This window comes from Rhodopirellula sp. MGV (assembly GCF_002251265.1).
GTDB lineage: Bacteria > Planctomycetota > Planctomycetia > Pirellulales > Pirellulaceae > Stieleria > Stieleria baltica_A.
This window is the reverse complement of record NZ_NPDI01000047.1, coordinates 43,677-65,502: the sequence shown is the minus strand read 5'-3', so window position 1 is coordinate 65,502 and position 21,826 is coordinate 43,677. Positions and strand designations below refer to the sequence as shown.

At 55.0% G+C, this 21,826-nt stretch carries 12 protein-coding genes; 3 read left to right on the top strand and 9 right to left on the bottom strand.

The genetic code is table 11. The features are described from left to right. Nucleotides 1-15 precede the first annotated feature (15 nt). Nucleotides 16-1,356, top strand: coding sequence for a hypothetical protein (locus CGZ80_RS17005; protein WP_233148481.1), 1,341 nt, complete (start codon nucleotides 16-18; stop codon nucleotides 1,354-1,356). Here CGZ80_RS17005 and CGZ80_RS17000 read toward each other — a convergent pair whose 3' ends face one another. The 8 genes from CGZ80_RS17000 to CGZ80_RS16970 form a co-directional block, all read right to left on the bottom strand. Next, nucleotides 1,357-8,430 (bottom strand): hypothetical protein, encoded by a 7,074-nt coding sequence (locus CGZ80_RS17000; protein ID WP_094416606.1) that lies wholly within the window; start codon nucleotides 8,428-8,430, stop codon nucleotides 1,357-1,359. Between the two features lie 85 nt (nucleotides 8,431-8,515). After that, the gene (locus tag CGZ80_RS16995) at nucleotides 8,516-11,764 is read right to left on the bottom strand and encodes a vWA domain-containing protein (RefSeq protein WP_094416604.1); all 3,249 of its coding nucleotides are present in this window, start codon (nucleotides 11,762-11,764) and stop codon (nucleotides 8,516-8,518) included. Beyond that, on the bottom strand, nucleotides 11,761-12,315 hold the full coding sequence (locus tag CGZ80_RS16990) for an RNA polymerase sigma factor (protein ID WP_094416602.1): 555 nt from the start codon (nucleotides 12,313-12,315) through the stop codon (nucleotides 11,761-11,763). Before CGZ80_RS16990 ends, CGZ80_RS16995 begins: the two co-directional genes overlap by 4 nt. Then, the gene (locus CGZ80_RS28055; protein ID WP_158222747.1) at nucleotides 12,316-12,483 is read right to left on the bottom strand and encodes a hypothetical protein; all 168 of its coding nucleotides are present in this window, start codon (nucleotides 12,481-12,483) and stop codon (nucleotides 12,316-12,318) included. It abuts the gene before it with no gap. Between the two features lie 83 nt (nucleotides 12,484-12,566). Continuing rightward, nucleotides 12,567-13,070 (bottom strand): YaiI/YqxD family protein, encoded by a 504-nt coding sequence (locus CGZ80_RS16985; RefSeq protein ID WP_233148480.1) that lies wholly within the window; start codon nucleotides 13,068-13,070, stop codon nucleotides 12,567-12,569. Between the two features lie 8 nt (nucleotides 13,071-13,078). After that, on the bottom strand, nucleotides 13,079-13,927 hold the full coding sequence (locus tag CGZ80_RS16980) for a dienelactone hydrolase family protein (RefSeq protein ID WP_094416600.1): 849 nt from the start codon (nucleotides 13,925-13,927) through the stop codon (nucleotides 13,079-13,081). 154 nt (nucleotides 13,928-14,081) lie between these two features. Further along, nucleotides 14,082-15,170, bottom strand: a complete 1,089-nt coding sequence (locus CGZ80_RS16975) for a Gfo/Idh/MocA family protein (protein ID WP_158222746.1) — start codon at nucleotides 15,168-15,170, stop codon at nucleotides 14,082-14,084. Between the two features lie 328 nt (nucleotides 15,171-15,498). Next, nucleotides 15,499-18,918 (bottom strand): AAA domain-containing protein, encoded by a 3,420-nt coding sequence (locus CGZ80_RS16970; RefSeq protein WP_094416596.1) that lies wholly within the window; start codon nucleotides 18,916-18,918, stop codon nucleotides 15,499-15,501. 381 nt (nucleotides 18,919-19,299) lie between these two features. Between CGZ80_RS16970 and CGZ80_RS16965 the strand changes: the two genes are divergently transcribed. Together CGZ80_RS16965 and CGZ80_RS16960 are read left to right on the top strand one after the other, a co-directional pair. Further along, entirely contained in the window at nucleotides 19,300-20,301 is a 1,002-nt protein-coding gene (locus CGZ80_RS16965) for an aldo/keto reductase (protein WP_094416594.1), read from the top strand. A gap of 27 nt (nucleotides 20,302-20,328) precedes the next feature. Continuing rightward, nucleotides 20,329-21,180: a TauD/TfdA dioxygenase family protein gene (locus tag CGZ80_RS16960; RefSeq protein WP_094416592.1), complete on the top strand. Its 852-nt coding sequence runs from the start codon at nucleotides 20,329-20,331 to the stop codon at nucleotides 21,178-21,180. A gap of 183 nt (nucleotides 21,181-21,363) precedes the next feature. Here the strand turns inward: CGZ80_RS16960 and CGZ80_RS16955 are convergent, their stop codons facing one another. Then, nucleotides 21,364-21,804, bottom strand: a complete 441-nt coding sequence (locus tag CGZ80_RS16955) for a hypothetical protein (protein ID WP_094416590.1) — start codon at nucleotides 21,802-21,804, stop codon at nucleotides 21,364-21,366. Between the last annotated feature and the right edge of the window lie 22 nt (nucleotides 21,805-21,826).

Genomic DNA, 21,826 nt, shown 5'->3' with positions numbered 1-21,826 from the left:
CCGAGGTGTTTTTCGATGATGGCACACAAACGATCGCTAGTAGCTCGTTTCAAGGCGAGCGTTTCGCTGGCGGGTGCTCTGTCACTGCTGATGTTCGGCGAGTCTCCTGCGAGCGCCCAGCGTGTCACCTACGAACAGCCGCCGATCGACTATCTGAACGCCGAGGTTCACGATCGTGTCGCGGTCTTGATTGAGAAAATCGAGTCAGGCGAAGCGACACTCAAGTACGACTCGCAATTCGGGTATCTGAAATCGATTCTTGAAGCCCTGGATATTTCCGAGAGTTCGCAGTCGCTGGTGTTCTCGAAAACAAGTTTGCAGCTTTCGAAGATTTCGCCCCGGCGTCCTCGAGCGTTGTACTTCAACGACGATGTCTACGTCGGGTTCTGTCAACGCGGTGATGTCATTGAAATCGCCGCGACAGACCCCAGGCAAGGCGCGACGTTTTATACGCTGAAGCAAACCGAACAAGAGCGACCGCGCATCGTACGTGATCGAGGCGGTTGTTTGTCTTGCCATGCATCGAGTCGCACACAAGACATCCCCGGATACTTAGTCCGGAGTGTTTTCCCCGATGCAGCGGGTCGTCCCAAGCTAGGCAGCGGCAGCTTTACGACGGACCACACCAGCAAGTTTCATGATCGTTGGGGCGGTTGGTACGTCACCGGCAATCACGGAACGATGCGGCACATGGGAAACACCATTTGCCGAACCGATGAGATGGAATTTGATCGCAGTGCCGGTGCGAACGAAACCGATTTGTCTGATTACTTCCGCACCGATGCTTATGTGAGCCCCAACAGCGATATCGTCGCATTGATGGTCCTTGAGCATCAAACGCAAATGCACAACGCGATAGCGGCTGCCAATTTTGAAACCCGTTTGGCGCTGCATCAGTCGTTTCAAATGAACGAACTGCTGGAACGCCCGGAAGGTTTTGTCAGCGATAGCGCCAAGAGGCGGATCAGCGCGGTCGCCGAAGACCTCGTCTACTACATGCTGTTTGGTGAGGAGTTCCAATTGACCGACGCGGTCAGCGGCAACACGTCGTTCGCCGATGAATTTCAAAGTCGCGGTGTTGTCGATTCGAAAGGGCGATCGCTTCGTCAGCTGAACTTGCAAACGCGTTTGCTGGAATATCCGTGTAGCTACTTGATTTACTCTGACGCGTTTGCTGCACTCCCTGACCTCGTTCGGCACGAGACGCTGGAAAAGTTGGCAGCGGTTCTTGAAGGACAGAACCAAGCCAAAGAGTTCCAACATCTCTCACCGAAACTTCGTCAGCAGATCTCTGAGATCCTGCTGGAAACGGTTCCCGAGTACCGCGACATGATCACTTCGCGGAATCAGGGTTGATCACGCGAGTTCGCTTGGTCGTCGCGACGATAACAACGCGAACGCCACGCCTAGCATCGCCAGCAGGCCGAGCAAGCTGGCAATTTGCCATGGACGAAGGTCCCACTGACGTTCAAATTCCAGTTCCAACGCCAACGCTTCGCTTTCGGCGACCTGCACCGTGCGACTAAAACGGTACATCGTTCCCTCTTCCGGCAAACTGATCGTGATCGCTTGTGGTGCCGGCTCGCTGCCGTGCTGGTGTTGGACCAACCGCGTCGCGATCTGACTCAGCACCGCGTTGTCTTCCAGCGTATTGCCTTGAAGCAACTCGCTGATTTGCTGGGGGCGGAAATTCAACTCGTTCTGTTGCAGGATCGGGTTGATCGCTGCCGCATCGCGTAGCTGTTTATTATCGAACGCAAACCCTTCACTGGGGCGATTGTCCAGGTACATCCGTTGACGGCGGGTGTTCAGACCGACGATCGCCTGTTGCGTTTGAACCTTTTCCAGCTGAACCCGAGCGTCTTCGTTTGACGCCGCATCAAGAGCGTATTGGTTGGCGACGCTATTGAGTGCCCAACTGGCTTTTGCCTGATCCCCGGCTTGCAGGAACTCGTTCGCCTGTTCGAGTAACTGGGTCGCTTGTGCGGCGAGCTTGTTCCGACGACTGCTGGTTTTGGACAAGTACGAGCCGCGATCGTATTCGAGCTGCTGTTCTTCTTCGACCAGTTCCAAATCGCCGCCATTGTCGGCCAAAGCGAATCCGGTTGGCGCGACAACGTTCCAGTGGATGTTTTCCAGTGGCACGTTCAGCAGCGGTGACGTGAGACGCAGATCGCTGATGCCGCTGCCTGTGACTGAATAGGTGAATTTTACGTTCGCGGATCGCTCGCTAAGTCCCGGCAGCACGTAGAACTGCCAAGTGCTGGACGACTCGCCCAGACGAATCGAGTTCACGCTTTCGCCATTGACAAACACATTGAACAGCGTACTTCCGGCGGGCAATTCGACGGTCAAACTGCTTCGCTGGATCACGTCCATCGTCAAGTCAACTCCAGTGATTTGATCGCCGGTTGATGACAGTACGGTCGTCAGCGTTCCTTCGGCCACACGCAGTTTCAATGATTCGGCCAGGGCATGCCTTGCGACGGCGATCTGGATCGTTTGATCAGCGACGTTGGCGCGGAAACTGAGGGATGGCGAGTTACGATTTCCGCTGTTTCGAAGCTCGGCCGGAATCGCATTCCAGTCCACACGCTGCCAGCCATCCGGCAGGCTCGGTGACTCTAGCTCCAACCTTCCTCCCGCGCGAACGGCAACATAATAGGTCAGCTGTTTGACGCTCGGAAAGCGAATCGGCGTCAGCGTTTCCGCACCCGAGGTGCGTTCACCGCGTCGTTCAAATTCGATCCGGAACTCGGTTCCACCGACCACTCGTCGTTTGAACTGCAGTTCCCAGAGGTCGCCTTCGTCGCCGATGTGAACGAAGTCGCTGACCGCTTCGCCGACGGCCCGCAGCGTTTTGATTTCGTCTTCATCCAGGCCCGGCAATTCGACTTGGATCGAGCGTACGGATGCGTTTTGCACTTCCAGTTTCGCCATCAGAGCGCTACGTGTCTGGCCTTCGCGTAAGCTGACTTCATGCAACACTTCGCCAGTGATCCAGGGCGCGAGCTTTTCGATCCCCAACTGCAAGCTCCAATCGCGTTGCAACAAGCGAAACGCCAGCACGCCTTGCCCCGCACCGCCAAGCGATCGCGGGTCGGTCTCGGAAATGTTTTCCCGCGCCAGCGTCCGCAAGCGGATTCCCGTGGTTGGGCGAACGACCAGTTCACCCGTTTGACGCGTCGATTGATTGAGCACCAACTTTGGTACCGTCCATTCGGTGACGTCAGCAGGTGTGTTGCCGATCAGCGTGATAGCGAATTGTTGGGCACCGATGGTTTTTCCATTCAGGTGTAGCACGGCTTGCCGCTGTCCGTTTTCTGTGACTTCGGCCCAGTGGTGGAGCGAGTTCCCGGACAGCGATTCGATTTCTACTCCATCAGGAATCGGAAACGTCAATGTGAACAGCCCGGCACGTGAAATCTCGACGTTCAAAGCCACCGACAACACGATGCGTTCGTCACCGAAGGACAGCACTTGTTGGGAAATCACACGGACCTCGGGTTTCACCGGCGCCACGTTCAACGTCAGCTTGCCTCCTTCGGCACCATACCGATAGACGCGATGCAATACGGATTGGGTATCCGGCAGCATCGATAGGTCGAAGTCATTCAAGTTGACCGCCGAAAGCTGTTCGGTTTGCAGTCCTTCGGGTTGTGCATCAGGACCGAAGGCGATGCCCAACAAACCGATCTGGCCATCGGCGTTTTCGACCTGCAAATTCGAAAGCTCAAGATCCGTGGGAAGGGTCGCCAAACCACGCTGTGTTTGCACGGTAACTGCAAACGGTGCTGCTTGTGGCGGTTCCAGCTGGATCGCGAGTCGTCGCTGTTCGGCATCGAACTGCCAAGATCGAACCGGCCCACCCACATCGCTGACCGTCAAACCGGCAGGCACCAAAACCGACAGCTGATTGAGTTGTCCTTGTGACGGCCGGATTTGTAATCGGTGATTGCCGTCGACCACACCCGGACCTGGTAGATAGAGGTCCGTCGCTTCGACGAAAAAGACGGTGGCTTCGGAAGAGACATCGCGTGCTTTCGGACGCAAATAAACGATGGCGCTCGAGGCATCGTGGGCATTCGGGCCAAGCAACAACTGAACCTTCGGTTGATCCGTTGCTGGAGTTGATTCGATACGAACGGCCGCCGGGCTGGTGACTTCCCAAGTCGACTTGGGCATCGCGATGTCCAGTCGATGCACGGCAGCCATCCCGGTCAAAATCGGCAACCCGTTGGTCGCATTCACCGAATCAACTTGATAGGTCAGCGAGGCGGAAAGACGCTTTTCCGTGGTCGAGTCATCTTCGTCGGAAATCGGCAAGCTGGTGACATAGGCGATCGATTGGTCGTCCAAAGCCGTTTTGCTGATCCGCAACTCGTCGCTTTTGAAAGCTGTCAGGATCGCGGGTGACTTCAAAACGATAAATGCGTCACCGGGTTTACCAACCAACTCCATCGTTACGTCGACGGTCAATCGATTCGCGGCCGTGTCAACGTTCCAGTGCTCTTCAATCACACTCGCTGCTTGATAGGACATCGATTCCTGTGCGACGAGATGCGACGACGGGAGCGACAATAAGAGGAAGCCCAGCAGCAGCCCGGTTGGCAATCCGCCTTCACCCGTTGACGGGCTTTCCGGATCCTTGCTGGAGTTCCGTTGCAATTTATCAGCGGTCAGCTTGAACCAGTTCTGGATTTCGTGAACGTTCTTACGGGCGGCAGGAACCCATCCGAACGCAAACAAGGCGACGGCGGAGATTGCGAAGAACCATGGTGCGCCGCCACCTTGAAGCAAGATCCCGCACGACACCAGCAACACGATCGCGATTTTGTAGGCATCGGACAGGTATTGCTCCCGCGCGGATTTCGTTCCGTCAGATCGTTTGACGCACCAGACGGCAAGCATCAGCAACCCAACGGCGGCAAGCACGACGCCAACCCACGATACATCGACAGTCCAGCTGGGCAGGTTGGCGACTTCAAGAACAATACTCTCTCCGGCGGAAACGACGGGGATACTCATTTCCAACGGTTGAGGCGATCCGATTCCGGCCCAGGCCAAACCGGCGAGGTACAACGAAATCAACACCGCGACGGTTGTCGAAAGAGAGCCCACAACCAGTCTCCATCCGGTGGTTCGAATTCCCCAAATACCGACAAGCGTGAAAATCAGAATCAGCACCATACCAGGGAGCCCATAACGCGCCGTCCAGTGGAAACCGCTCGGCCGCGTCACTGGTGCGGGAGGTTGGACGTTACCGCCATCAGGAACCAACACATGGTTTTCGTCACCTTGGACGGACCATTGCGTTTTCAAGACCGGTGCGTCCAAAATTGGCAGGGCGAGTGACGGATGTTTGGGGTCAACTGATGGTTTCCCAAGTCGTAGCCGGACTTCGATTGGCTCGTTCGGGTCGGTGTTGCCAGGTAACGGGATCAGTGTTGTTTCGTCCGATTGACGAGCGGTCACGATGGCACCGTTCACAGAAACTTGCCACAGGCGAACCGGATCGGCGGGCAGTCGTAAACGCAGGTTTCGTTGGCCTCGAGATTTGACGTAGTACAGCACATCGGTGACCAGTTCACCGTCTTGCGAGACTTGGCTGGTTGCTTCCGAAAACTCCACGATCTGCGGAACCGTCGCACCACTGCGGAACCAATTCACGTTCAAACGCAGTTCGAACGGACGTTCGGTGTATTGCCACGTTCCAAGCGCGGGCGCGGTACTGAGCAAGCGAAACTCGGCTGGCAATTCCAGCGGATCAAGCTCCAACAGGTCGTTGGAAGCGATCACGGTTTTGAGTTCGACTTGCATTGGGCTGACCACTTGCAAGAAACCTCGCTCGCCGTCGACACCTTGAGGAGCGACTTGGCCCGCAACAAAGTCTCCTGATGCTTCGTCCGTGTCTTGCTCGAACGTCACCAACAGTGTGTACGCTCCCATCACTGGCTGGTGAAGCGTGACAACCAAGTCACCGCCATCACGTCGCCAGGTGCGAACGTCTTGTCCGTCAACCACAATGTTGCCAAAGTTCTCCGGTACAGCGATCCGCCATTCACTGACCGGTGCACCAGTGACGAAGTAGTTGATCAATGCACTACCATAAAGCGTTTCGCGGTTTAACGAATACAGATGGAACACGTCGGACTGTACGTTTCGTTGCAACAATTCGATGGACGCGGTTGCCGACCAGTCTTCTTGACGCAGACGGAAAGCCTGCTGCAGCCCCGGTGTGTTTTTAGGAAAATACGCAACCGGTTTCTCGACCAAGAAATTTGAATCCGACATCGACACCCGAATACCAGCAGCGCCCATTAACCCGATGTCACCACGCACCGTCTTTGCTTCGGGGAACATCAGCTTGGGTAGCTCCCATGGCCCTGCGGCCGCGGCCACGTTTTTTTCCAAATGCAGGCTAACGAGTTGTCGTCCCGCGACGTCGCCGCCGAACATGACCGTCAACTCACGTTGTTGCGCCTCGATGTCGTTGCTTGCGACATAGTCCAGCACCGAGCTGCCAGTCACTGACACGACGGAATAGTCAGCCGGAATCGAGAAAGCCCAGTCACGAATCGGAGCTTCGCGGATATCCAGCTCGACGTCAGCGTGCAAACTTCGATCTGCTTCACCGACCTCGTACGTCACGATGGCCGAGACGCTGACTTCGGGTTGCACCCGGTCCGCCGCGACAAAAAACGAATAATCCGCCGAAGGGAACCGGTACACAAACACTTGGCGTGCTTCGATTGGCTCGGCTGGGAATTGGTCGGGTGCGAGCTGCGTTAACCCGCTCAGATCAACCGGTTCGAGCGTCACCGATCCGCTATTGGTCAGTCTCAAAAAACCGGAATGGCGAATGGTGTTTTGGGGAGTCAATCGCAGGCCTTCCACTCGAACCGGAAAGGCGTCGAGTGTGGTTTGAGTTCGGACGCTGATTTGATCCTGTGTCTTGATCGGTTGAGCAAGACGGATTTCCAGGACGCGTTGATCGCCATCCGTTTTGACCTGCCATGCGATCAAGTTCGCGCCTTGAACGTCGAGCACTTCGCCCGGCCCATTCATCGACAACTCGAGCGTTGCCAACTCGCCTTGCAGTACGCGATAGTCAATCAGGTGACGCTGCCGCAGCAGTCCCGCACCGACGGAGGTTTCGATTTTTCCGTTCGTGGTGAAGAACAGCTTTCCTTGTTCGGTTTTCTGGGAGGACTTCCAACGCATCGCGACGTTGCCGGTTGCTGGTAAGAAACCTTTCCAGGCATCGTTGTCCTGGCGTGGGACGACGAATTGACCTTCAGAAACAAACTCGAGATCTGTATCCATTCCGTTGACAACCACCGGGACAACGGCACCGGTCGCGATTTTGAAATCGACCTGCCGTTGATCTTGCTCAACCGATTGGATTGCAGCGACGAAATCGATCGACAAATCGAACTCGCCAGCCTTGGGAAAGCTCAGGACATAGGCAAATCCCTCTTGCTGATTCACCAGGGACAACGCAAAGTCGGCCGATTCGGTCGCATTGCTGATCGCCGCGTTCCCGGACAGGAACGTCATCGACTCGCCATCGTCCTTAACAACCGCCTTGGCATTGAGTCGAAAACTGATCGATGAAGCGTTCGGGTCAACCGCACCTTCTAACGTTGCGTCAAAGAACTCAATTGGCGAGGTCGTGATTCCGCGACGCGTGAGCCTGAGTCGAAGCTGTCCGCCAGTGCTCGTTTGAAAACCGATTTGATTGGTCTCGGTTTTAAGCGGCACAAAGCCATCAACGTTGGTTGTCACCAGTCGTTCGGAAGCGGGGACATTTAGAGTCACGGTTGAATCGAAGGCGATCGCTTCTGCGGGCGACAAATGCAACAGATCCATTTCGGTTGGCAGTGCCAATTCCTCGGACCGCATCGTGATGTTGGCTTTCAACTGGACCGCATCATCAGTCAGCTGAAGATCCAGACGCCGTTTGCCGTTTTCATTTCGGACGGACCACGACTTCAAGGTGTCACCTGTCACGCTGACAACCTCGCCGCTTCCCTCCAGGCCAAAGGACACCACGTTGTCATCGCCCTGGACGAGGTTGACCATCAAGTCGACCGATTGTGTGACACGACTTTCCGAGAACGTTGCTGAGGCAACGGCCTTGGCGGTGTAGAACGTTGCGGCCGATTCGGTTTCGGAATTCCCTTCGACAATGATTGTCGTTTGTCCCGATTTAATTCGTCGACCACGGCGTGGCTTTGTGTCGTCGCTGCTATCGCTTCCCTGTTGAGGAGCTTCAACTGCCTCGCTGGCTTGCGGTCCCGAGTCCTCGCCGGTTTGAGCCGGTGCGGGTTTCGACCAGACACAGGTGCTGATCGTTAGTACGGCGAGCAACAACGCCAGCGGCGGTCGCACAGATGAAAACAGGCTGTGGTGACGACGATTCATCATCGAGGAACTCCAACGATCAAACGGTGCCGACAGTCACGGTTGACTGTCAGACCAGACAAGGGAAGGTGTTTCAATCAACAGCCTGTTAGTTGCCCGTGAGCTGCTGGGCTTTGCCGATCATGTCTTGCAACTGTGTGACACGTGGCTGTGCGGCAAACGTGCTTGGCAGATCGTTCAGGTAGCTTTTCAGTGTGGCGAAGTCGATCGTTGTCCCGATGGGATCCGCTTTCAACTTCGAAGCGAACAAGGCAGCGACGGTTGCCAGCTTGATGGCCGGGTCTGCTGATTCCAAACGGGAGGGCATCGGGTCGAACGGGATTGGCCAACGACGTTCGACCATTCGTCCGGTCGCGACATCTTGGAACCGCACGGAGACCGATCCGACATCGCCACTGCCGTTGGGTTTGACTTCGACTTGATAGACTGCCACACCGGCTTCTTCGGCGGTCAACTCTGCCGCGTCGACCGCGTCATTGTGGAAGTCTTCTTTATTCAGACGGTGTTCATCGAAGCCAAGCAATTTGTACTGGCCAACGCGTTCCGGATTGAATTCGACTTGGACTTTGACGTTCTTGGCAAACGGACGTAGGGACCCGGCGATCTGCTTCGCAAATGCTTCATCTGCTTCGGCCACCGAATTCAACAAGTAATATCGTCCATCGCCTTTACGTGTCAGTGATTCCAGGACTTCGTCGTTTAATCCGTCGGCTCCAATTCCCGCCGCATCAAACGCGATGCCGCGGTCACGAAGCGTCTCGATCGTGTTTGACAATCGCAACGGGTCGGCATCGCCAAGGTTCACGGCGCCGTCGGTCATCAGGACAATTCGGTTTTGGGCGTTCGGATCGAAGTGCTCGGATGCCTTTTGTGAGGCAAGTTCGATGGCCGCTTCGAAATTGGTTCCGCCTTGTACCGGTGTTTGGTCAAGCACCTCTAATAGCTGTTCGCTTTGTCCGCCTGGCAGTTGGTCGACGACTAAGCGCGGTTGGCGGGCGAAGCTGATTAAAGTGACGTGATCGTTGGGAGTCAGTTGTTGTGCCAGCGTTTCAAACGCCGCACGCAGGGTTTGTTGGCGGTCGCTTCGTTCCATCGATCCCGAGTGATCCAGCAGAACTGTCAGTTGCAAAGGCGTGCTGGCGGCACGTCCGAAAGCAGCCGTTCGCATCGACAGACGCAACACGTTTCGTTGTTGCATGCTGGGGTGGATCGCTTGATCGATTCGACAAGCCACTCGTTCGGAGGCTCGTGGCAAGGGATCGTGATATCCGAACGCATTGACAAATTCTTCCACGCGTACCTGCTGTGGATTGGGCCAGGCGTTGTTTTCCAATTCCGATTTTGCGAGCTGGAAGGAGACGTCACTCACATGCAGCGAAAATGTCGAGAACGCGTTGTCGGTCGCATTTAGCTCTTGAACCTCTGCTTGGGCAGGTGTCGCCAACATCGGCACTTCGGCCAATTTTTTGTTGAGGGTAACGTCCAATCCCGAGCCCACGAGCGGTTGGCCCGCCGGAAGCTCGAGTCCCAAAGCGACTTCCGCCTGCTCGGACTTGGTTGACTGAGACTCTGCAAGTTCGGATAGTCGCTCGGTTTCGAGCGAGGGGAGCGATTCATCACTTAAATCGCCAGGCAACCGCCGATCGTGAATGGAATTTGCGGCGGGCGCGCGCCCGGCGACGATCGAAGGCTCGGAGTTTGGCGTCGCAGGAATCAAACCCGAATTCTCAGCGACATCAAATTCGCTCCAGAGTTGATTTCGATTAAGCGGTTTTTCGCCAGCCGACCCCGCGATTTGCAATTTGTCCTTCGCTCGCACATCCCGGTCCGAATACATCCAAGCATTCGAATTCTTGTCTGCTTGGCCGTTCGACTCACCACCTGCAGCGATTCCCCAGTCGCTTTTCGAGTTGGGATCGCTAAACGGATGGTCGTTGGAGTTATTCACGCCAGCGATCTTATTGTCAAAGCCTTCGAATCGTTCTTCGGATTCCCCGAGAACTATCCCAGGTGTAATCGCATCCTCAATCAGCCCTTGTGCAGAACGCATCACTCCATCTGACATCTGTGGCGACGGAGCGAAGCCACGCGTACTGAACAGGTCCATCGGAACAGTCCCTAGTGACTCAGCCGCCGGAGCGTCCGCGGCCAGCGAGTCACCAAGCGATGAGTCGATACCTGGCGCGGTGACTGCTGGCCTGCCGGCTTCTACGCCACGCTGTCCTGGGGCGGTTGGTGCTGCTGAGTAACCCAACGCTACGGAAGGAGCGGGGGGCGGGGTTTCCGGGGCGCCTTTTGCGTACTCGCGGTATCGATCGGCACGACTGATATCAATCGCGAAATCACCTACAACATTGAATCGGGAGCTTGATTGCGGCTGGCGATCACCATCCCCAGCGATCGCGACGCCGCCGAAACGTGTTACGCGGGACCGCCCGCTTTGCTCTGATTCGCCCGATTGACTCTGTGCAAGTTGGCGTGACACTTCGCTCATGACACCCGACTTGTCATTGCCCAATGCGCCGCCTTGCATCCCAAACAAGTCATCGTTCCTGCGGAAGTGCAGCGTAGGGCCATCACTTGGCATGTACTGGACGTCGTCCGAAAAATAGTAGTCCGTTCGATTCGTTGATCCGGCATTCAACGTTTCTTTCAGCGTCGATAGGGCAGACGTAGAACTCGCTTTCTCCGCCATTGTCACTGGTCCGCTGCTCGGAACGGCGCCGCCATAGAACGCACCGATAGGTTTACCAGCTGCGACGACAGCGCCTTTTGACTCCTGGAATCCATCGAAATCACCGAATTCGTCGGCGTCGCCAAGTTCAAATCCTGCCGCGACCTTCGCATCGGCACCCTTTGGTGAGGCGGTCATGGCCATTTGTTGGTTCAGCAATCGGTACAGCGCAAAGCTGCTCGCCATGCCGACGAAAATGATCGCTGCCGCAACACTCAAGATCGCCTTGATCACTTTGCGGCGAACGGGATGGATGGGTTGAAACACGATCGAATCGACGTGCTCTGAGTTGTCGTCAACACGAACAGGTTCAGTCTCGTCGGCTCCGTCAAAGGCTGCCAGAAGGGCCTCGCGTTTCGACTCGGGCAATCGCCACTCATCGTCACCGTCAGCGAGCACGTCATCGGGCTCTCCAGCACCTACAACTTCCATCAGCTGATGAAGTTGCAAGGTTTGATGATAGAACACCGCGGCGTCAGCACGCTGCTCGATCAACCGCAGCAATTGTGCTTGTTCAAAGTCCGACGCTTCGCCGAGCACGAACGCGACAATGCGGGCTTCGAGTTGCGAGTCGAACGGTGGATTGGTAGATTCGTCTGTCATGAGTCTTCATCGATTCCGAGTGAACGAAGTCGGTGCGCCAGTTCTTTGAGAATGTGGTGGAGGCGATAGCCGACGTTTCCAACGCTCAGTCCAGTCCGTTCACTGATCTCTTTGTATTTGAGGCCTTCGAAGTACTTGAGTGTCACCAATTGGCGATCGACTTCATCAAGTTCGCCGAGCATCTCCCGCAGCTTGGCCATCGCCTCCATCCGCTCCAGCAACGCTTCGGGCAGGTCTTCGCCCTCGGCATCCGACGGTTCGTCGGTTTGGCCGTGCGAAAACACTTCCCGGCGATGGTTGCGGAGGTGGTTGTAGACCCGGTTGCGAACGCTGCGGAACAGCCATGCTTGTGGAGCATCGATCTGGTCCCAACGTTGGTGGAGCTGCAGGAAAACCTCCTGAACGATCTCTTCGGCGACAGCCCGTCGCCCGACAATCGAGAACGCATAGCGCAGCAATCCCGTCTCTTCGGATTCGAATAGACTTCGAACCGTAGTTATCTGGGGTTCCTGGTCACCGGACCGGTCAATGGGCGGTGTCGGTTTCAACATTCACTCTGCTTCTGCTTCGTCGGGCAGGCCAATCGCGAACAAGTCGCCTTCACCGTAAAGAACCGCTAGCAGACGGTTTCTTAGAAATCCCGATGAAAAAACATGGGAATCCAAGTCAGAGTAGTCTGCCAATCCTCCACAGATCAAATCAATCTCGATGCTTCCCAACGCGGATTTCCGCCACCGACACCATCGATAGGACCACCGAGGAGCAGGGAACGAAACATTTCAGCTCCCAGTTCCACCGGGGCTTACCGCGCCGACCGTTTGAGCAGTTTCGTTAACGTTCGATCCAATTGATTGGCGAACGCCTGAGCGTCTTTTTTCCCAAACGCCTTCGGCCCACCGGTCTCAACCCCCGAAAGACGGAGCTGTTCCATCAAGTCGCGGGTCGCCAACCGATTATGAATGTTGCGTTCGTTGTAGAGTTCGCCGCGACTTGTGATCACCAAGACCCCGTTTTCGATAACGCGTGCAGCGAGCGGAACGTCATCGGCGATCACCAAGTCCCCTGCTTTTGATGCGGCAACAATTGCATGGTCAGCCATATCCGCTCCATCGCGAACGGTGACCCGTCGCACAAAAGCCGATTTAGGAATGGGAATCGATTGATTGGCAACCACGACAACGGGGATCTGTCGGCGGTCGGCTGCTCGGTAGACCAACTCCTTGACCATCACGGGACACGCATCGGCGTCAATCCAAATGGTTGGCGCCGGAGGTGTTTGTTCAGAATCGGATGGTTCGTCAGTCAACGTTTTAATCAGGCGAGCGACGTTTCGAACAACGCCAGCATACGCGACCACGCACGTTCGGACTGCTCGGCGTTGTAAACACGAGTATCGGGAGGACACCAGCCGTGTCCAGCTGGGTAGACCTCAATCTCCGCTTTCAAGTCGGCGTCGGCGAACGATTCTTTGAGCACCGTTTTCGATTCCGGGTCTCGCTCGTCATCGTTTTCAGCGATCGCAATCAGAAACTGTGCCTTCATCTTGGGAATCAGGAGGTGCGGGCTATCGGGATTCGATGTCACCAAACCGCCACCATGGAACGTGCACGCCGCGCCGATACGGTCTGGCACGGTTGCGGCCGTGCGAAAGACGATCGGGCCTCCCATGCAATATCCTGTCGTGGCGACTTTCTTCGCCGTGTCGACCTGGGGCTGTTCGTCCAGCCAACCGACAAAAGCTTTGGCATCGGCCATCTGAATTTCCGGTGTCAGCGATCGAGCCAACGGCAGGACTTCCGTGATGGCAGTGCTGGCGCCGTTGCTTGCGGTCGGAGCCTTTTGTTTGCGATAGAACGGATTGACGACCAAAACGCTATACCCGGATTCTGCCAGACGTTTGCCCATTTGGCGAAACGCGGGACGCAACCCAAAAATATCCGGCCATATCAACACAGCGGCATGTGAGCCGGACTTGGGGGCAACGAAGTAGGCGTCGCATGTTCCGTCATCCGTTTTGATCGAAACATCTTGCTCGGAAACTTCTGCGGCTCCGGCAGCGCTCGGGAAGAACATCGCCGCACCGACACCGGCCGCCGCGATGGAGCCGAGGTCGCGACGTGAGTAACGCTTCAGATCGTCGTCAAAATGGTCTTGATCACACATGCTCGGATTCCTGTGGGGTGTTGCTGATGATTGTATCGCCGGCGATTCACGATTGTCGAGCACCACGAATCAACCACACGAGTTCTCGGTGACTTTAACAAACTGCCAAGAGTCCCCTGATTCGCGGCCTATTCTTACCATCAGCCACAGCACCTTAGTTCGCCGGTACACGCAAACCGCTCGCTTGCAGCACGGCACGATGCGTTGCCAAGTCATGCTTGGAATCCCACTGCAATATTTGTTCTCCTCGAATCACTGCCGCCAAGTCTTTGAATTCGGCGTCGTAACGCCCGCTCGGAGTATCAAATTCGATCGGTTGAAATCCTTTTCGAAATCCGTCCTTCGCGGTCGCCAGTCCGAGTCGTCCGGATGGGGTCGGTTCCAGTGGATTAATCTCGAACGTTCCTTCGGTCCCGGTGATCGAGAATGACCGTCGCGGTCCCCCCATCGGATCGATATGGTTGCAACGGATCGTCACGAGTGTCTTGGGGTACTCCAAAACGGCGAGCTGGTTATCCGCAAAGTCGTCCTTCTCAGGAAAGCTCCGTCGCGCAAACGACGTGACGTTGCTTGGCGGACCAAGCATCCAAACGACTTGATCAATCAAATGACAAGCTAACTCGAACATGCCGCCACCGGCGTATTGCTCAAGCTCCTTTCGCCCGCCGTCGTTCATGAATTTGCCCATCATGGCGTTGATCTCGGTGACTTCCCCCAGCACACCTTGCTCCATCAGTTTTTTAGCGAACTGAAACGCCGGGTTGTAACGCAACATGTACCCCATCTGCACCGTTAAACCGCGTTCGTTTGCGATCGCATGCAGACGTTTGCAATCGGACATTGATTCACCCGCAGGCTTGTCCAAATGAATGTGTAGCCCCGCTTGAAGGCACTTGATACCCGTCGGCACCAACTGCTTTACCTCAGTCTCCACCGCGCACGCTTGCAGCCCTTCCGATTTCAAAAGCTGCTCTTCAGTCAGCCAGGTGACATCGCGAAAAGCGGGATGATTCGCTAGGGCTGCGCGACGCGATGGATCAGGCTCACAAACCCCGACGAAATCAAACGTGTCGGGAAACTTGCGAATCGCTTCCAGTTTTCCGATCGCGTGGGCGTGCTTCGTTCCAAATTGCGCGATGCGAATCCGTTTGGATGGTATTGGTTGCTGTGCTGATGCAGGCCCCACAACATGAACTGCCGTCAGGGCCACAATCGTTTTGATTGTCTTGCGTCGATTCGTCATCCAACTCTCCTCACACCCTGATTGCCTAGTGGTGCAATACGATTTGTTCATAAACACCGAGCGAAGCGGCCTGTTTTTTTTTCTTTGTCCAATGTCGACTTCTCCTCCGGAAAAGCAGCAGAGACCGCTACCTTTGCGGAGCGAAAAGCGATACTCAAGTATCAACAGCTTCTAAGTGTATCCCGGCTCTGTTTCGAATGCTGGGGAATTACCAGCGGCTTCACTGTGGCGACTGTGGCGAATTGATATTGATCGGCGCGAGATGGGCTGCTACCCGCGGGACGTCGCATTGGCTGACACTTATCCCGCGAATACACAAGCCATCGACTCAACCGATTGCTTCCGTCGCTTGCGCTTTCGTACAAGCAGCCAGCGTCGTGCAAAGTTCGTGACTCGCCGCGGAGCCACCGTCAACGCCGTAAATCGCCAATAGCGAACGCGCTCGTGTCATCGCAACGTACAGACCGTTGGCAAGGATCTTGCCTTGCGCAGCGATAAAGTGATCAACACAAGGAATCACCACGACTTCGGATTCATATCCTTTGTAGGAATGGGCAGTCGTCGCAATCAGAGTGTTCGCCTTGCGTTCAAACGATCGATTCCGCTGAAACGAAAGCTCAACGCCAAACTCCTTTAACTTCGGTTCAAGCATCGATTTCAGAGTCTCGCTCGCACCGCCGTTGTAAATGACACAAATGTCGGTCGGTGAGATCCCGTCGACTTCGATCAAGTGTCGCAAGTGGCGACCAACAACACGCATTTCTTCATTGCGATGTTCACATTGACGGTACATCGGCTTGGGGCCCTCGACTTGGCTGTATTTTGCCTCCAGCCAAACTTGCCCATTTCGTTCTGTCGGTTTGAGCAATCCCATCGACACCAACTCTTGTTGATCTTGACGTCCTCCTTCACCCGAAAGCCGACTGAGCACGTTCGCGGCGAACTCGGTAATTGGACGTGTCGAACGAAAACTTTCCCGCATGATCGTTGATCGGCCCCGCATGTCCAATCCGAAGTCGGTCCATTTCGGCGTCTTGGTGTTGTAGACGTTTTGCGCGTTGTCGTAAAACAAATGCGCCGAACGACTGTTGGCATCCGACTCGTCTGATTGCTCCACCACCGACAACAACAGACGCAACGTCGCCGGGCCCATATCTTGTGCTTCGTCGATGAATAAAGCGGTACAACGCGGTAGCAGGTGGTCGGTGTCCTGGCGATTGAGAAACTCTTCAGCGGCGCGGTCGTAGTCAAATCCAAAGTCATCCATCTTCAACTGAACGCTCGGCAACATCCCTGATAGTACGTCTTTCACATGCAGTAACTCGACGTGTTCCCATGGGAAGGTGGTCCTGTCGAACAGTTCGCCTTCGTTCAGCGAATCCCATGCGGATTCGATCGATTCACACAACAATTGATGAAGACTGCGGTTCGCATACACAGCCCAAATCCGCGCGTCCTTCCGGTCGCGAAGTCGTTTAACCGTTTTCGCGAGCCAATTGCACAGCACCACGGACTTTCCGCTGCCAGCAACCCCTCGTACGAGTCGTGGTTTGCCGTCCAGTTCCAAGTTCGTTAATCGCTGCTGTTCCTGCGAAAGCTGTGGTTTCATCGGTTTGCGAGCTGCAATTTGATCCCCCATTCGACAACCGGGAGCTTTCGGATTGCCTGTTTCCGGTGGTGCAACTTGGTAATTTGCCGAAGGATCAACGACACGCATGGTTGACGCTTCGGATCCCAGTCGATGAATGGCGCTTGAAACATCACTCCACACAAACCGATCAGCCTTTTTCACCAAAACAGAAGGCTTTAAGTGCGATCGTAGCGATCGCAAATACGGTTCTTCCATTTCGGATCGACTAGCGAGCACGATTACCGCTTCGCGTGCGCGGCTGATTGCGACATTGACCAGACGCTTCCATTCGACGATCCCCCAAGTGTGGTTGCCAGCGTTCACCGTATCAAAGATGACGATATCAGCTTCCGATCCTTGTTGGCTATGAACGGTTGACGCCTCCCAAGTCGTCAGACCCCATCCCGCCAACAGGTCACCGACCATGTTGGCTTGTGCTTTGAACGGCGAGATAAACAAACCGTTGGCGTCGCGAACATCGTTATCGGCAAACAACTTCTTCAGGACACTCTCGGTGATCGCACGAACCCAACTTTGATTCCCCGGACCTCGGCTCGCCCGGATCGCTTCCAGGGGACAATCCTCCGCATCAAGGACATACCAAATCGCGCGTGAGTGGTCTTTCAGAAAGGGCGTGAGGGCTGATGAAGCGTTGACGCGCTCAGTCGCTGTTTTTAAAACGCCATTGTATTGGTAGGCCGAGACAACCGCACAAATCTCGGGATGCATCCGCCGCTGCTCCGTCAACAAGTAAACGGCTTTTGGCACGTCACTGGTTTCCTCAAGGTGGCTTAGTCCGCTGCTGGCTAGCCAGGTCTGTTGTCTCGTAGGCAACACACGTGAGATGCGACTGATTGGCGCAAGCTGCTTTGAATCGCCAACCAAGATTACCCGCCTTGCCGCTAACAAGGATAGCGCGGCGATGGCGGCTCGTGAAATCAATCCCGCTTCGTCGATGACGATCGTCGTGAACGGGCAGTCTCCTTCATCAATCAGTCCCTTCACCGTTTCATCTTTTAAGAATCGCATCGTCCGAAATGCAGTTGCGACGATCACACGTTTGTCCGGATTGACAAAAATCCGTTGGCTTTGGTCGTTCCCTGTCGTTCGCAGTTCAGCAATTTGCTTGCGAGTGAACGCCTTCTCTTCCCAGTTGTCGAAGAGCGGCAATTGTTGGGTCAACGCACTGATTCTCGAAAGCACTTGCGATTCGGTACCCGCCAACATCGAATCAAGTTGCCGATTGACGAACGAGGTGAGCGATGCGCCTTTTCCGATCCGCAGCAACGTTTCCGATTCGAGCAATTCTGGACAGGCGTTTTTTGCTGCATCACCCAGCGAAAGTGCAACCGCATCGGTCGCCCTGTTGGTCGTCGACACGATCAGGACTCGTTCGGCGTTTGTTTCCGAAAGCGTCTCGCCAACGACCCTGGCGATCTGTTGCCCGGTCGTCCAAGTTTTTCCCGTTCCAGGCGGTCCCCATAAAACTCCCCAAGAATGCCTCCACCACTCGGTCAATGCTGGAAGCCCCGTTTGCGCCGAAGCGATCTTCGGGTGGATATCGCCTTCCGCTGCGGCCAACCGCGAAGGCAGCTGTGATTGAAGGGTTTCGAACGACTCGCCGCTGTAAAGTTCATCCAGTACTGACAGAAACTCAAACGGTCTGACAAAAAACGGACCGATGGCCGGAACCTTTTCCAGGTCATTCAACGCAACGAACAAGCAACCATTTCGTTCGTCAACTTCAACAATCTCACCGGACCAAATGAGGTCATCCTCGAAGTCAGCCTCTTCGTAGAAACGGTCCGAATACGACCGATCGTCATCAAGCGAGCTGGGGCAAAACGCAGTTGCGCCTTCCCAGGTCCAGTCGAATTCAACTGCTTTGCCGATATGGATCACAAATACGGTACCGCGATCCCGTTCGGCGAAAAGACTCACCTTGGTGCATTGCAGCCGTTTCCAGCGTGAGCTGTCGCGGTACTCTTGCCGAACCGCCGCTGACGCGTCGGCAAGTTTCTGCGGGTCGCCGAAAGGCAGATCCAATTCTGACGCATACCGTGCTGGCTCAAACTCGAAGTCTTCCGCCAACCAATCCGAATCATCTTCATCGCTCATCCGAGCTTCACCATCATCCCGTTAGTTGCGACGACGGCGTTGCAACGCGAAACCTAACCATTCGTCATCAATTGTCACGCGGACCAATTTTAGTCCTGTTCGTGTGATTCAATCAACGCGTACTTGCAGCTTGATGATTCACTGGCATGGCGTTTCTCCCAACAAAAGAAACGTGTATGTCCGCTATCTTTACGAGACAGATGGCGAATTTTAACGAAACAAACTCTGAATCCTGACAGGCTGCAAAATCTGTCCTTCACAACGCGCAACATTCACGGAACTGATCATCACATCACTTTGTGCGAAATCGCTATGCTATGAGTTCCTCCTCACCGTGAAGCGTTCGGTTTCACGCCTTCCCACCACTTATCCAATCTACTGATGCAATATTACCAGTTCCATGGCACGGAACTTAGTGTATCCCAACTCTGTTTCGGTTGCTGGGGTATCACAAGTGATTTCCATTGGGGTGACCGCTACGAGACGGATTCGATCGCGGCGATGAAAACGGCAATCGAATGTGGCGTCAACTTCTTTGATACCGCACCGATGTATGGCGATGGTGCCAGTGAAACGATGGTCGGCAAGTTTTTGCACGACAATGGACTTCGCGACGAAATTGTGATTGCTAGTAAGATCCGCCCCGGAAAAATGCGGGCCGCAGATGTGATTCAAGAGTGCGATGAAAGCTTGTCTCGTTTGAAAACCGATTACATCGATTTGTACCAAACCCACTGGACGGACCCCGACGTTCCGTTGGCGGAGACTTGGCAAGCGATGTTAGATCTGAAGCGTCAAGGCAAGGTAAGGCATCTCGGTGTGTGTAACGCGGGGCTGAATGACTTGTCCTCAGTCGGGGATATCGAAAAGCCGCTCAGCGATCAACTGCCCTACAACTTGATCTCGCGGATGATTGAATTCGAAATCTTGCCACAGTGCGACGCAGACGGGATCGGGGTTTTGGTGTATAGCCCCCTGATGCATGGAATGTTGTCTGGCAAATTCCACGCGGCCGAGCAGGTTCCAGATAGCCGCGCCCGCACCCGACATTTTTCTTCGCAGCGCCCGCATACCAGGCATCAAGAAAGCGGATGCGAAGCGGCGACATTCGACGCAATCAATGCCATCGTTCGATTGGCAGACGAAACCGGCAAGAGTTTGCCAGAACTCTCGCTCCAGTGGCTACTCTCGCACCACGGGATAGCGAGCCTGATTGCCGGGGCCAAAAACGAATCGCAAGCACGCCAAAATGCGAACTTTGTCAGCGACACATTGGACGAGGACATCGTTGCGAAGCTCGATCAAATCACATCGCCCGTTAAGCAAGCCTTGGGGGCCAACGCCGACTTGTGGGATGGCGGCGAAGCATCACGGTACAACTAATCGGACTCATCACAGGCAAAAGGAACCATGTCAAACTATCAACATTTTCAATTGCAACAGATTGCCGGTACGTTGGGGGCGGAAGTCAGCGGTGTGGATCTTTCTACGCAGCTATCCGACGACGTGATCGCCGAAATCCGCAAGGCGTTGCTTGATCATCTTGTCTTGTTTTTCCGTGATCAGAATTTGACGCCGGATTCACAAATCGCATTTGCCCGTCGCTTCGGCGATTTGGATCAACACGATTTCGTCAAAGGCTTACCAGATCACCCAAAAGTGATTCGCGTGTTGCGAGAAGCGGACGAGACCACGATGAATTTTGGCGGAACGTGGCATTGCGATGTCACTCATCAGGAATGTCCAGCGATGGGATCAGTCCTGTACGGCGTTGATGTGCCACCGTACGGTGGCGACACGTTGTTTGCGAATCAGTACATCGCATACGAAACGCTATCGGCCGGGATGCAACAATTGCTCGACGGTCTGACCGCGGTTCATTCCGCACGCGGACCATTTTCGCCGACTGGTCGAGCCGCATCCTACTGGAAAAACATGCAGGTCACACCAAGCGAAAAGGCCTATGAAGAAGTCGAGCATCCGGCGGTCAGGACACACCCGGAAACAGGCCGCAAGCTGCTGTTCGTCAATCGTACATTCACGGTTCGCTTCAAAGACATGACCGAACGCGAAAGTGCTCCGCTGTTGCAGTACCTCTTCGAACATGCCAGCCAAGAGCAATTCACCTGCCGATTTCGCTGGACCAAAGGTGCCGTCGCGTTTTGGGACAATCGTGCTGTTCTTCACCACGCACTGGGCGACTACAGCGGACACCGTCGCGAAATGCTTCGCGTTGCCATCTCCGGCGACCGACCGTACTGATTGCATCTCGCCTGCGCCGATTCCCGATGCCTTCATGGCAACGCTTTTCAGCCAAGGTGGCATTCGCGGCAACTTCTTTTGCGAAGCATGAGGTGACACCGCGAGAGGAAAAATCTAAAAGGGCTAAATGCCGCTATTTAAAGTTACTTGTACTGATCACGGTGGAGTGATGCGTCAACCGTTTTATTGCGAAGTCACACTTGTCGCCCGCGCCAGGTCAATTTCGGCTGCCAAGCGATGTGCCGTCGCCAAGAGTTTCGTCGGCGCGTCTGCTTGCCCTTTCGCATAAAGTCCTTCGAAAAGTTCCTCAAGCTCTTTTAGGTTTTCAACTCGCGACCTCAACACTTCAATTTGTTCGTCTGATGAAGTTGCGAGTTCGAGCTCCGCTGCGAATAGATCGTCGCGAGCGTCCAGCACTTTGTTGAACGGCACAATTGCATTTTGAAATTGGACGGTCAGATATTCGACGCGTTTCGCCAGAACATCTCGCCGTTTTTCCATCAGCTCTCTCACTTTTGCCGACTCTTCGCCGGCAACCGTCTCTGCTGTCAATTCGGAATGCACCGCTGTCGCTGCAAGAGTCACCGCACCTAAAACAAGCACAACGAAACGCTGACGAAACATAGGGGATCTCCAATTCTTTGAG